Below are 12,366 nucleotides of genomic sequence, written 5' to 3' on the forward strand. Positions count from 1 at the left end.
AGGTTCCGTGGCGGACGTGCATCCTGAGCATGCGCAGCTCCAGGCGGACCGGATCTACCTGGGCTGGCAGTACGCCCTGCTCCACCCGGACCCCGGTCCGGCCCCCAGGCGCCCGTCCCCCGCCGAGGACCCCGCCTTCGAGATCGACCCCGAATGGATGCGCCGCGAGCGGCTCAACGAGGACCTGCTCAACCGGCCGGTGAAGATCGTCCGTGGGTTCATGGTCGCGCTCGCCCTCCTCGTCGTCGTCATCTCCGCCACCGGACTGCTGGACTGGTCGTTCGCCGCGGTCGGGCTGGCGGCCTCCCTGGGCGTCGCAGGGTTCTGCACCTACGCGGTCTACCAGGGCGACCGGGCGGTCCGCTACCGGATCGAGGAGCGCAGGACCGCCGTGGACCGGCGGCGGCAGGAGCGCGACCGGGAGCTCTACCTCGCCCAGGAGGAGCACGCCGCCCGCTACCGCGAGTGGGCGGAGCAGAAGGAGCGCTACGACCGCCAGCTCACCTGGTACGCGGTGACCGTCCCCGACGAGATCGACCGCATCGACGTGGCCGGCGGCACGCTGCCCGGCTGGTCGGCGCTGATCACCCTGCTCGGCGCGACCCGCCTCTACAGCGGCGGCCACCTGACCGTGCTCGACCTGTCCGAGGGCGCGATCGCCAAGGACCTGATCGAGCTGGCCCGCCGGGGCGGCGACGACCCGCTGGTCTGGGTGCTCCCGGTGGACCTGCCCCGGCTGGACCTGGGGGCGACGCTCGCGCCCGAGGCCTTCGCCGACGTCCTCGCCCACGTGGTGAGCGTCAGCGAGGAGCACCGCACCACCCGGGACCTGTCCTTCGACAACGCGATCCTGGAGCGGGTCCTGGAGGTCCTCGGCGCCAAGGCCACGATCAACCAGGTGACCGCCGCGCTCCGGGCGCTGGCCCAGGTGGGCGACCCCCGCGAGGACCTGCGCCTGGGCCTGATCACCGCCACCCAGCTGGAGCGGATCGGCACGCTGTTCGGCCGCGGGGTCAGCGACCGGGTGGTGATCGAGCGGGCCTGGGCGCTGGAGTCGCAGCTGCGCAAGCTGGAGACGCTCGGCTCGGAGGCCGTACGGCTCCCGCCCGCGCGTCTGCGGGTGGTCTCCATGGACCGGCAGGCCGGGGTGTTCGGCAACCGGGTCCTCGGCACCTACGTGGCCACCGCGCTCACCCACATCCTGCGCCAGTCGCCAGGCTCGGAGCGGCCCTGGTACCACACGATCATCGTCGCGGGGGCGGACAAGCTCCGCGGCGACGTGCTCGACCGGCTGATGGACGCCTGCGAGACCTCCAGGACGGGGCTGGTGCTGACCTACCGGTCGCTGACGCCGACCGTGCGGGAGCGGCTGGGCCGGGGGCACGCGGCCGTGGCGTTCATGCGGCTGGGCAACGCCGAGGACGCCCGGGTGGCCAGCGAGCACGTCGGCACCGAGCACCGGCTGGAGCTCGCCCAGCTCACCGAGACCATCAGCGCCGCGGGCGCGGGGCTCGACGGCGGCTACACCTCCACGGTCGGCCAGACCGACGAGGAGGAGGACGCGCACGCCGCCGGCCACGCGGACCTGAAGGAGGACATCACCGAGTCCACCGAGTGGGGGCGGCGGGCGACCAAGGCGCTGGGCGACACCGAGCGGGTGCTGCACCGCTCCCGGGAGTTCCTCGTCGAGCCCCACCAGCTCCAGCAGCTCCCCACCACGTCGGTGATCGTCACCGACGCCACCGCGCAGGGCCGCCGGGTACGGCTGGCCGACGCCAACCCCGCGATCCTCACCTTCCCCAAGACGACGCTGGGGGAGTTCGAGGAGATCCGGGAGAGGCTGCTGGAGCCCTTCGCGGCGCGGGACGACCGGCCGCGCGAGCCGGACCGAGAGCCGAACCCCTTCGAGGACGCGCCGCCCAACCTCGGCCCGCCGCCGCCCCGGCTCGACTGGCGCCGGCGGCAGTGAAACGCGCGGGCGTGTCAACGAAGGGTGCGGACAGGGTAATGGAGTGGTCAATGCCGGGGTGCCGGTCAGAGTGAGGTTCGACCGTAGTGCTGTCGCGAGGCCTCGCCCAGCACGGCGGAGCGATCGGTGAAGCGTCAACCCCCCGGCCCGGAGCCGGGGGCCCCGGGTGGAGACCACATGCAGCAGCAGAGCGTATCCCGTCTTCCGCACACCCTGGCCGGTCCGTGGTACCGGATCCAGGCGATCGCGGCGCCTTCGCGTAGTTCGTCGGCCGAGTGGGACTTCGTCACCGTCCTGCCCGCCGTGCTCTCCGCGGCCCAGCGCGGGCGGCCCTTCGTGATCGGCTGGCTCTCCAGGGGTGCGGGCGCCCCCCTGGAGCTGCTCACCAACGCCGGGCCGCTGACCCCGCCGCGCGCCCCCCGCCGGGCCGTCACCGCCGAGCACCGGCGGACGGCCGAGGCCGAGCCGCTGCTGTTCCCCGGCGGCGCCCGCGGCGTGCGGATCGGCGACGAGTGGCTGCGCGACCTGACCGACCTCGTCTGGACGACCTGTCCGGGACGGCAGGCGCCGCCGCTGGGCGGCCGCCGCGAAGCGGACGCCGACGAGGTCAAGCGGCCCACCCTGTTCGAGTCCACGCTGGTCACGCTCATGTCCCGGCCGTTCGCCTGGCTGGTGGTGGCCGAGCCCACCGACCTGCTGGACGCCGAGGTGGCGCACCTGCGGACCCAGCTCAACGTGCTGCGGCAGTACGGCGACGCCTCCGAGCGCTCGCGCTACGACGCCGAGCGGGCCGAGCGGCGCATGCAGGAGCTCGACACCTTCCGCGAGGCCGGGCTCTGGAACGTGCGGGTGCTGGCCGGAGCGGCCGGGCCGGAGGAGCTGCGGCAGATCGCCCCGGTGCTGGTCGGCTCCGCGGAGCTGGGCCACCACCCCTACCGCCTGCGCAGCGCGCTGTCCTCCCCGCCCTGCGGCTTCACGGACGCGCTCACGGCGACCGTGCAGGACCCCGCCGACGGCGCCGTCGCGCCCTTCGCCGCCACCGCCGGGACGCTCGCCGCGCTGGCCGGGCTGCCCCGCCGGGAGGTGCCCGGCGTCCGGGTGGTGGAGGCGGGCTTCTTCGACGTGACCAGCGAGGCCGACACGCCCGCCGGGGAGCCCTCGGTCGACCTCGGCACGATCGTGGACGGCCAGGACCGCGCGGTGGGCTCGTTCCGGGTCCCGCTCGCCACCCTGAACCGGCACGCGTTCGTCACCGGGGCCACCGGCTCCGGCAAGTCCCAGACGGTCCGCCACCTGCTGGAGGAGCTCACCGGCGCGGGCATCCCCTGGCTGGCGATCGAACCGGCCAAGTCCGAGTACGCCGCGATGGGCGGCCGGATCGAGCACCTCGCCCCGGTGACCGTGATCAACCCCTCGGACCCCGACACCGTGCCGTTCAGCGTGAACCCGCTCGCGCCGGAGCCCGGCTACCCGGTCCAGGCCCACATCGACATGGTCCGGGCGCTGTTCATGGCCGCCTTCGACGCCGAGGAGCCGTTCCCGCAGATCATGTCGCTGGCGCTGCAGCGGGTCTACGAGGCCAACGGCTGGGACGTGGTCACCGGCGCGGCGGCCCCGGGGGCGGCCGTGCAGCCCGCCGTGCCGACCCTGGAGCAGCTGCAGCGGCACGCGATGGACGTGATCAAGGAGATCGGCTACGGCCGGGAGGTGCAGGCCGACGTCGAGGGCTTCATCGCGCTGCGGCTGCGCTCGCTCCGGGTCGGCTCGGCCGGGCGCTTCTTCGAGGGCGGCCACCCCGCCGACATCGGCGACCTGCTCCGGCGCAACGTCGTGCTCGCCATCGAGGACGTGGCCAACGACGAGGACAAGGCGTTCCTGATGGGCACGCTGATCATCCGGATCGTGGAGCACCTGCGGATGCGGGCCAGGTCGTCGAAGACCTCCGGGCTGCAGCACGTGATCGTGATCGAGGAGGCGCACCGGCTGCTCCGCGACCGGGGCGCGGGCCGGGCCAGCACGCACGCGGTCGAACTGCTGGCCGGCATGCTCGCCGAGATCCGCGCGTACGGCGAGGGCATCGTGGTCGCCGAGCAGATCCCCACCAAGCTGGTCCCCGACGTGGTGAAGAACACCGCGCTGAAGGTCGTCCACCGGCTTCCCGCCGAGGACGACCGCCGGCTGGTCGGCGCCGCGATGAACCTGAGCGAGGAGCAGTCCCGGCAGGTCGTCTCGCTCCAGCCCGGTACGGCGGCGGTCTTCGCCGACGGGATGGACCGCCCGCTCCGCATCCGGGTGCCGCTGGGCGAGGACCGCGAGCACCCGGCGCCCGGGCAGACCCCGCCGATCTGCGGGCGCCGCTCGGTGGCCTGCGGGCAGGAGTGCAGGAGCGGCCGGGCGTGCACGCTGGTCGAGATCCGCGAGGCCGACCTGCTCGCCGAGGCCCCCGAATGGGCCTGGCTGCGGATCTGGGCCGACACGCTGGTGCTGGCCTTCTGCGTCAACCGGCCCGTTCCGGGCGTGCCCCGGGCGCTGGCCGAGCTCTGGGCGGAGCTGCCCGCGCGCCGGCGCGAGTGCCTGCTGGCCACGGCCGTGGAGCGCGCCGTCGCCCGCCGGGCGTGGGCGCTGCGCACGGTCGCCGACCCGGCCCTGCTCACCGAGCAGGTCGCCGAGACCGCCGCCCGGCTGCTGGGACCCGACCGCAAACCCGGCGAGCGGCCCGGGCCCATCTGGGTGATCCCGCAGGTCCGCTGGTTGCACGAGGTGGAGCGCCTCTTCCCCTACGGGCAGGCCGCCCCCAACCCGCGCGGTCCCGCGCCGGCCATGGAGTACCCCCTGTTCGACCGCCCCGCGGGAGGGGAGGAGCTGCTCGGCCACCGCGCGCGGGCGCTCCGGCACCACCCCCTCTCCATGGAGGCGGACCGGAACCGGGCGCTCGCCTGGCGGGTCCTGCTGGGCGACGACGAGCACGAGGGCGTGGAGCGGGACGTGCTGACCGTCACGATCGGGATCGACCCGGCCGAGCGGCTGCGGCACGTCGCGCAGACGATGGGGGCGGGCTGGCTGGAGACCGTGCTGTCCTGGCCGAACCGGTTCGTGCTCCCGTTCGACGCCGAGTCCTCCGACTCGGTGGAGCTCGCCTTCACGGAGTGACGGGCGCGGATTCCGCGGCGTTCCCGCAGGCGGCCGCCCCGCCCATCCCCGGCTAGGATCGGCGGCATGACTCAGCTTCCGCTGCGGGCGCAGCTCGCGAGTGCTCTCGGCCGGACGGCCGCGACGCTGTCCCGGGCGACCGGACGCGGCGACGGATCGGTGATCGGCGGCCGGGTCGGCCTGGCCCTGGAGCCGGACCTGCTGCGCAAGCTCGCCCGCGACCGCAGGCTCGCGCTGGTGAGCGCGACCAACGGCAAGACCACCACGACGCGGCTGATCACCTCCGCCCTGCAGGAGCTCGGCGACGTCGCCACCAACGCCTTCGGCGCCAACATGCCCGCCGGGCACGTGTCCGCGCTCTCGTCGGCGAAGGACGCGCCGTACGGCGTGCTGGAGGTCGACGAGAAGTACCTCCCCGAGGTGATCGAGACCACCGGCGCGGGCGTGGTCGTCCTGATGAACCTCAGCCGCGACCAGATGGACCGGGCGGCCGAGATCTGGCTGCTGGCCCAGAAGTGGCGCCGCGCGCTGGTGGCCAGGAACACCCATGTGATCGCCAACGCGGACGACCCGCTGGTGGCCTGGGGTGCGTCCACCGCCGCCCGGGTGACCTGGGTCTCGGTCGGGCAGCCGTGGAAGGAGGACTCCTGGTGCTGCCCCGAGTGCGGCGGCCCGCTCGACCGCGGCGGCATGGACTACGTCCCGCCCGGCGGTCACGCCCCCGGCGTGGCCGTACGGCAGGCGGACGGGGGCGTCCCCGCGGCCCCGGGGTCCCCGGCGGGCCCCGGCGGGCTGGCGGAGAACGACTGGGCGTGCCGCGAGTGCTCCTTCCGGCGGCCCGCGCCGAGCTGGTTCCTCGACGGTGACACGGTGGTCGACCCCCGAGGGCAGCGCTGGCCGTTGGACATCCGGCTGCCCGGCCGGGCCAACCGGGCCAACGCGGTGGTCGCGCTGGCCACCGCGGAGGCGTTCGGCCTCCCCGTCCAGCGGGCGCTGCCCCGGCTGGCCGAGGTCACCTCGGTGGCCGGCCGCTACACCACGGTGGAGCGCGAGGGCCGTCAGGCCCGGCTGCTGCTGGCGAAGAACCCGGCGGGCTGGCTGGAGGCGTTCGACGTGCTCGACCCCGCGCTGCCGGTGATCCTCTCGGTGAACGCGCAGGGTCCCGACGGCCGCGACACCTCCTGGCTGTGGGACGTCGACTACCGGGTGCTGCGCGGCAGGCCGGTCTACGTGACCGGGGAGCGCCGGCTCGACCTCGCCCTCCGGCTCGACGTGGCCGAGGTGCCGTTCCAGCTGACGGAGTCCTTCGGGCACGCGCTCGCGGTCCAGCCGCCGGGCAAGGTCGACGTGATCGCCAACTACACCGCCTTCCAGCAGATCCGATCGGAGTTCGGTCGTGCCGTCTGACAGTGTCCTGCGCCTTGTCTGGATCTACCCGGACCTGCTCAGCACCTACGGGGACCAGGGCAACGTCCTGGTCCTGGAGCAGCGGGCCCGGCGCCGCGGGATCGCGGTCGAGACCGTCCACGTGCGCTCGGCCGACCCGGTGCCCGAGCAGGGGGACGTCTACCTGATCGGCGGCGGCGAGGACCGGCCGCAGATCCTGGCGGCCGAGCGGTTGCGCCGGGACGGCGGGCTGCACCGGGCCGTCGCCCGGGGCGCCGCCCTGCTGGCGGTCTGCGCGGGCTACCAGATCATGGGCAGCACGTTCGGCGGCGAGGAGGGGCAGCCGGTGGACGGCATCGGGCTGCTCGACATCGCCAGCGGCCGGGGCGCCGCTCGGGCGGTCGGCGAGCTCGTCGCCGAGGCCGACCCGGCGCTCGGAGTCCCGACCCTGACGGGGTTCGAGAACCACATGGGCGTCACCAGGCTGGGACCGGGCGTGCGCCCGCTCTCCCGTACGGTGGTCGGCACCGGGAACGGCGACGGGACCGAGGGCTGCTATGCCGGGAGGATCGTCGGGACCTACCTGCACGGTCCGGCGCTGGCGCGCAACCCCGGCCTGGCCGACCTGCTGCTGACCTGGGCGGTCGGCGCGCAGCTCCCGCCGACCGACGACACCTGGTTCGAACGGCTCCGCCAGGAGCGGCTCACCGCGGTCCGGCCCGCCTGACCCGTCCGCCCGGCCGGTCTCGACCGGCCGGGCACGGTGGACGTCAGTAGACGAGTGCCTGGACGCCTTCGCCGAGCGCCTCCTCGACGAAGGTGGGGGCGCCCGCGATGCGGACCCCCTCGATCACGTCGTCCACCGTGATGTCCCGCCGGGCCGCGCACTGCGTGCACAGCGTCACCCGGCCGCCGGCGAGCACCGCGTCGAGCAGGTCGCCGAGCCGGGCCGCGTGGGGCAGGGTGAACTCCTCGGCCCGCCCGGGGAGGGCGAACCACGACGCCTCGCCCGTCAGCCAGAGGGAGACGGGCACCCCGCTCGCCAGGGCCGCCGCGGCCACCGTGAACGCCTGGTTGCAGCGCTCCGGGGCGTCCGCGCCCGCGGTCACTTTGATCACCAATGATCGTGCCATGCTCGAAGACTATTCGGGCCCGGACCACCGGCGCGAGCCAGGTCCGGCCGGGCCTACCCTTTATGGCTATGGACGTTCCTGAGCTGCATCCCGACCTTGAGCCGATCGCCTTCCTCGTGGGCCGGTGGGAGGGCGCCGGGGTGGGGGGATACCCGACGATCGAGAGCTTCAACTTCGGTCAGGAGATCGTCTTCGGGCACAACGGCAAGCCGTTCCTGACCTACACCAGCCGCACCTGGCTGCTGGACGAGGCGGGCGCCAAGGTCCGCCCGCTGGGCACCGAGACCGGTTTCTGGCGCCAGCTGCCGGACCGCCAGCTGGAGGTCTGCCTGTCGCACCCGACCGGCATCGTGGAGATCTACGTCGGCGAGGTGGTCTTCCACAAGATCGAGCTCCACACGGACGTGGTGGCCCGCACCGCCACCGCCAAGGAGTACACCGGCGGCCACCGCCTCTACGGCCTGGTCAACGGCAACCTGATGTGGGCCTACGACATGGCGGCCGTGGGGCAGGGGCTCCAGTCGCACATCTCGGCCGAGCTCAAGCGGGTGGGCGACTTCGTGCCCGACGCGGACTGAGAGCGGGCGAGGACGAATACGATGCCGGGCATGAGCACCCCCTTCACCCCCGACGTGGTCGAGGCGATCAAGCGCCACATGAACGACGACCACGCCGACGACGCGCTGCTGATCGTCAGGAGCCTGGGCGGCAGGCCCGAGGCGACGGCCGCGACGACGTCGGACGTGGACGCCGAGGCGATCGAGTTCGCCGCGGTCGTGGACGGCGACGAGGTCACGGTGCGCGTTCCGTGGGGGAGGACGCTGACCGAGCGGGCCGAGGTCCGCCGGGAGGTCGTCCGCCTCTACCGGGAGGCCTGCGCGGCCCTCGGCGTCCCGGCCCGCGGCGAGCACTGAGGCGCCGGGAGAAACAGGGCGGGAAACGAAAAAAGAGAACCCCGGGCTCGCTCCTCCGCTCGAGACGTGAGGGCCGGATGGACCAAAGACGGGATATGCCCGCCCTCCGGCAGCCCGGGGTTCCGGTGATTGTCGTGGATTCGCCGAACGTCGCGAGACGTCCGGACAGAGTCCGGAGTCGCGGCGTCCTAGCGGACAGCCACCTCGCTAGCCCAAGTATGATCAACCATTGTTTGGACCACCTCCCTTCTGCGTGATTCGTACGCTATGCGACCGCTTCCGGATTGGGCAAGTAAATATTCGCCAAGCAGGTTTCCGCTGGTGAAAGCCTTCGAGGTCGTCGCTGGAGGGGATCCGGGACGACCGGACGCCATGGACGGGCGGAGGGCGCGGATCCGGCGGCCGGAGGGCGCGGGGCAGGGACGGGCGGGACCACGGGGCGGGCGGCCGGAGGGCACGGGGCCTGGCTTCGGGCGATGATCAAGAGGGTCCGGCCAGGGCACGGCATAGAATCTCGCCATGACCGAGACGTCGTGGCATGAGGAACTGCGGGCGCGCGGTTATCGGGTCACCCCGCAACGCCAGCTGGTGCTCGAGGCGGTCAAGTCGCTGGAGCACGCCACCCCGGAGGAGATCTGCACCCGGGTGCGCGAGACCGCCCGCGGGGTGAACATCTCGACCGTCTACCGGACCCTCGAACTGCTCGAGGAGCTCGGCATGGTCGCCCACAACCACCTCGGGCACGGCGCGCCCACCTACCACCTGGCCGCCGACGCCGACCACGTGCACCTGGTCTGCCGCGGCTGCGGCGACATCAGCGAGGTCAGCCCGGAGCTGGTGCGGGCCCTGGTGGACGGGCTCGACGCAGAGCTGGGCTTCGCCACCGACGTGCACCACCTGACGGTCTTCGGCCGCTGCCGCAAGTGCCGCTGAGAGCTCCCGGGCCACTGCCGTGAGCCGCCCGCGAGCCCATGGGCCGTGGGCGCGGCCCGTCCGTCCCGGGTCCGCGAGCCGCGGTCACGTGCCCACCGGGGGCCTGCGGGCCGTGTTTCCGGACGCCGCCGGGGGCCTGCGGGCCGTGTTTCCGGACGCCGCCGGGGGCCTGCGGGCCGCGGCTCCGGGCGTCGCCGCGGGCTCGTAGGCTTGGGGCATGCGAAGCCCTCTGCTGGACACCCCCGGCGCGGTCGCCGCCGACGCCCCCGACGACGGCGTCGCCGGACACTACGGTGACCTGTTCGCCGAGCAGCGCGCCTTCCTCGCCGGTGAGGCGATGGTCGACCGGAGCAACCGCGAGGTCGTCAGGATCTCCGGGCCCGACCGCCTGAGCTGGCTCAACAGCCTGAGCTCCCAGAAGCTCGACGACCTGCAGCCGGGCCGGGCGACCGAGACGCTGCTGCTGGACGCCCAGGGCAGGGTCGAGCACCACCTGGTCCTCGTCGACGACGGCGAGGCGGTCTGGGCGCACGTGGAGCCGGGCACCTCGGCGGGCCTGGTCGCCTTCCTCGACAAGATGCGGTTCATGCTCCGGGTCGAGGTCGCAGACGTGACGGACGCCTACGCGGTGGTCTCCGTGGCCGATCCGGCCCGGCTCACCCCGCCCGCCGGGGCGGTCGTCGCCGGTGGCGACGTGCTGCTCCCGCGCGACCTGCTCCCTGATCACCTCGACCTGCGGCTCGCCGGGCTCTGGGCCCACGAGGCGCTGCGGATCGAGGCCCACCGCCCCCGGCTCGGCTTCGAGACCGACCACAAGACGATCCCGCACGAGGTCGGCTGGATCGGTACGGCCCTGCACCTGAACAAGGGGTGCTACAAGGGCCAGGAGACCGTGGCGCGGGTGCACAACCTCGGCCACCCGCCGCGCCGGCTGGTCTTCCTGCACCTGGACGGGAGCGCCGACCGGCTGCCCCGGCGCGGCGCCCCGGTGACCGCGGGCAAGGACGAGGTCGGGTTCGTCGGCGGCTCCGCCCGCCACCACGAGCTCGGCCCGATCGCCCTGGCCCTGGTCAAGCGGACCGTGCCGGTGGACGCGCCGCTGGAGGCCGACGGGGTGGCGGCGGCCCAAGAGGTCGTCGTGCCGCCGGACGCCGGGCGCAACGTGCAGATCGACCCGGCCCTGCGCCGCCGCATCCGCTGACCCGCTGACGGAACGCCGAAGGGGCCGCTTCCCGCTCAGGGAACCGGCCCCGCTTGCCTCCGGCCCTGCTCGTCTCCGGCCCCGCTTGGCTCCGGCCCTGCTCGTCTCCGGCCCCGATCGGCCTCCTCGGGACGCGGGGCCCCACCGCTTTCGGAGGCGTTCCCGGGCTTCCCGGTCTCCGGATCGCCTCCCGGCGTCCTGGATCCGCCGGGGGTCAGACCTCCAGGATCAGCGTGATGGGGCCGTCGTTGGTCAGCGCGACCTTCATGTCGGCGCCGAAGACGCCCGTCCCGACGCGTGCTCCCAGCGCGCGCAGTTCCGCGCAGACGGCCTCGACCAGGGGCTCGGCGACCGGCCCGGGGGCCGCCGCCTGCCAGGTGGGGCGGCGTCCCTTGCGGGCGTCGCCGTACAGGGTGAACTGGCTGACCACGAGCAGGGGGGCGCCGATGTCGGAGCAGGACTTCTCGCCGTCCAGGATCCGCAGTCCCCAGAGCTTGGCGGCCAGCTTCGCCGCCTCGGCCGGGGTGTCGGTGTGCGTCACCCCGACCAGCACGAGCAGCCCCGGCTCGTCGACCGCGCCGACGACCGCCCCGTCCACCGTCACCGACGCGGAACTCACCCGCTGCACCACCGCACGCATGCCCCCATCATCCCGCGCTCCGGGTGCTCTCTAGACTCTGCGCGGGCTCTGCACGAAAGGGGACAAAGGTGTCTACAGGGTCGTTGGTCGTCGAAGTGGTCCGTTCGGGGTTCGTGGAGTCCACGCACCGGGCGCGGATGCTGGCCGTCGCGGCGGACGGTTCCGCGGTGCGGGTGCACGGGGCGGTGGACGCGCTGGTCTCGCCGCGCTCGTCGATGAAGCCCTTCCAGGCGCTCGGCATGGTGCGCAGCGGGCTCGCCCTGGAGGGGGAGCTGCTCGCGCTGGCGTGCGCGAGCCACGACGGGGAGGCGTTCCACGTGGACGGCGCCCGCAGGATCCTCGCCGGGGCCGGGCTGGACGAGGACGCGCTGCGCTGCCCGGAGGACCTGCCCGGGGATGCGGCCTCCCGCGAGGAGGTGCTGCGCTCGGGCGGCGGCAAGGCGCGGATCTACATGAACTGCTCCGGCAAGCACGCGGCGATGCTCGCCACCTGCGCGGCCAACGACTGGCCGCTGGAGACCTACCTCGACCCCACGCACCCGCTGCAGCGGGCGATCCGCGCCGCGGTGGAGGAGCTGACCTGCGAGAAGGTCGCCGCCACCGGCGTCGACGGCTGCGGCGCCCCGCTCTTCTTCGTCTCGATGACGGGTGTGGCCCGCGCCTTCCGCGCCCTCGTGCTGGCCGGGCCCGGCAGTCCCGAGCGGCGCGTCGCCGACGCCTTCCGCGACCACCCCGAGTGGACCTCCGGCACGACCCGCCCCGAAGCCCGGCTGATGCGGGCGATCCCCGGGCTGCTGGTCAAGGCCGGCGCCGAGGCGTTCGACGCCTTCGCCTTCGCGGACGGCCGCGCCGGCACGGTCAAGATCGAGGACGGCGGCCAGCGCGCCCGCGTGCCCGTCACCGTCGCCGCCTTGCGCGCCCTCGGCCTCGACGCCCCCGAGCTCGCCGAGCTCGCCGTCGGCGTCCTGCACGGCGGCGGCCGCCCGGTGGGCGAGATCCGCCTGCACGGCGGCGGATGAGGCGGGGCTCCTCGCCCGGGG

Annotated in this window: 11 protein-coding genes; 9 read left to right on the forward strand and 2 right to left on the reverse strand. The window is 74.0% G+C overall.

Annotated elements, in window-relative coordinates:
* The first annotated feature begins 16 nt into the window (after positions 1 to 16).
* The 4 genes from HS048_RS07215 (at position 17) to HS048_RS07230 (ending at position 7,232) form a co-directional block, all read left to right on the forward strand.
* Positions 17 to 1,969, forward strand: a complete 1,953-nt coding sequence (locus HS048_RS07215; RefSeq protein WP_307832383.1) for a hypothetical protein — start codon at positions 17 to 19, stop codon at positions 1,967 to 1,969.
* A 177-nt stretch (positions 1,970 to 2,146) separates the two neighbouring features.
* Positions 2,147 to 5,119 (forward strand): ATP-binding protein, encoded by a 2,973-nt coding sequence (locus HS048_RS38470; protein ID WP_196466517.1) that lies wholly within the window; start codon positions 2,147 to 2,149, stop codon positions 5,117 to 5,119.
* 66 nt (positions 5,120 to 5,185) lie between these two features.
* Positions 5,186 to 6,526 carry a MurT ligase domain-containing protein gene (locus HS048_RS07225; protein ID WP_196466518.1) on the forward strand — a complete coding sequence of 447 codons (1,341 nt, stop codon included), beginning with the start codon at positions 5,186 to 5,188 and terminating at the stop codon, positions 6,524 to 6,526.
* Complete coding sequence (locus tag HS048_RS07230) at positions 6,516 to 7,232, forward strand: type 1 glutamine amidotransferase (protein ID WP_068896419.1); 717 nt, start codon at positions 6,516 to 6,518, stop codon at positions 7,230 to 7,232. Before HS048_RS07225 ends, HS048_RS07230 begins: the two co-directional genes overlap by 11 nt.
* Positions 7,233 to 7,275: 43 nt before the next feature.
* Here the strand turns inward: HS048_RS07230 and HS048_RS07235 are convergent, their stop codons facing one another.
* On the reverse strand, positions 7,276 to 7,638 hold the full coding sequence (locus tag HS048_RS07235; RefSeq protein WP_068896421.1) for a DsrE family protein: 363 nt from the start codon (positions 7,636 to 7,638) through the stop codon (positions 7,276 to 7,278).
* Between the two features lie 68 nt (positions 7,639 to 7,706).
* Here HS048_RS07235 and HS048_RS07240 point away from each other — a divergent pair, with 68 nt between their 5' ends.
* The 4 genes from HS048_RS07240 to HS048_RS07255 all read left to right on the forward strand — a co-directional run bounded on the left by HS048_RS07240 (position 7,707) and on the right by HS048_RS07255 (position 10,686).
* Complete coding sequence (locus tag HS048_RS07240) at positions 7,707 to 8,216, forward strand: FABP family protein (protein WP_068896423.1); 510 nt, start codon at positions 7,707 to 7,709, stop codon at positions 8,214 to 8,216.
* A gap of 30 nt (positions 8,217 to 8,246) precedes the next feature.
* Positions 8,247 to 8,552, forward strand: a complete 306-nt coding sequence (locus tag HS048_RS07245; RefSeq protein ID WP_084008224.1) for a DUF2470 domain-containing protein — start codon at positions 8,247 to 8,249, stop codon at positions 8,550 to 8,552.
* A 519-nt stretch (positions 8,553 to 9,071) separates the two neighbouring features.
* A complete protein-coding gene (locus HS048_RS07250; protein ID WP_068896427.1) occupies positions 9,072 to 9,485 on the forward strand; it encodes a Fur family transcriptional regulator in 414 nt (137 codons plus the stop codon).
* A gap of 217 nt (positions 9,486 to 9,702) precedes the next feature.
* Entirely contained in the window at positions 9,703 to 10,686 is a 984-nt protein-coding gene (locus HS048_RS07255; protein WP_196466519.1) for a folate-binding protein YgfZ, read from the forward strand.
* 214 nt (positions 10,687 to 10,900) lie between these two features.
* Here the strand turns inward: HS048_RS07255 and dtd are convergent, their stop codons facing one another.
* Positions 10,901 to 11,326, reverse strand: coding sequence for a D-aminoacyl-tRNA deacylase (dtd, locus tag HS048_RS07260; RefSeq protein WP_196466520.1), 426 nt, complete (start codon positions 11,324 to 11,326; stop codon positions 10,901 to 10,903).
* A gap of 83 nt (positions 11,327 to 11,409) precedes the next feature.
* Here dtd and HS048_RS07265 point away from each other — a divergent pair, with 83 nt between their 5' ends.
* Positions 11,410 to 12,345 carry an asparaginase gene (locus tag HS048_RS07265; protein WP_230880759.1) on the forward strand — a complete coding sequence of 312 codons (936 nt, stop codon included), beginning with the start codon at positions 11,410 to 11,412 and terminating at the stop codon, positions 12,343 to 12,345.
* Positions 12,346 to 12,366: the final 21 nt, after the last annotated feature.

It is taken from the genome of Planomonospora sp. ID91781 (assembly GCF_015711595.1).
Lineage (GTDB): Bacteria > Actinomycetota > Actinomycetes > Streptosporangiales > Streptosporangiaceae > Planomonospora > Planomonospora parontospora.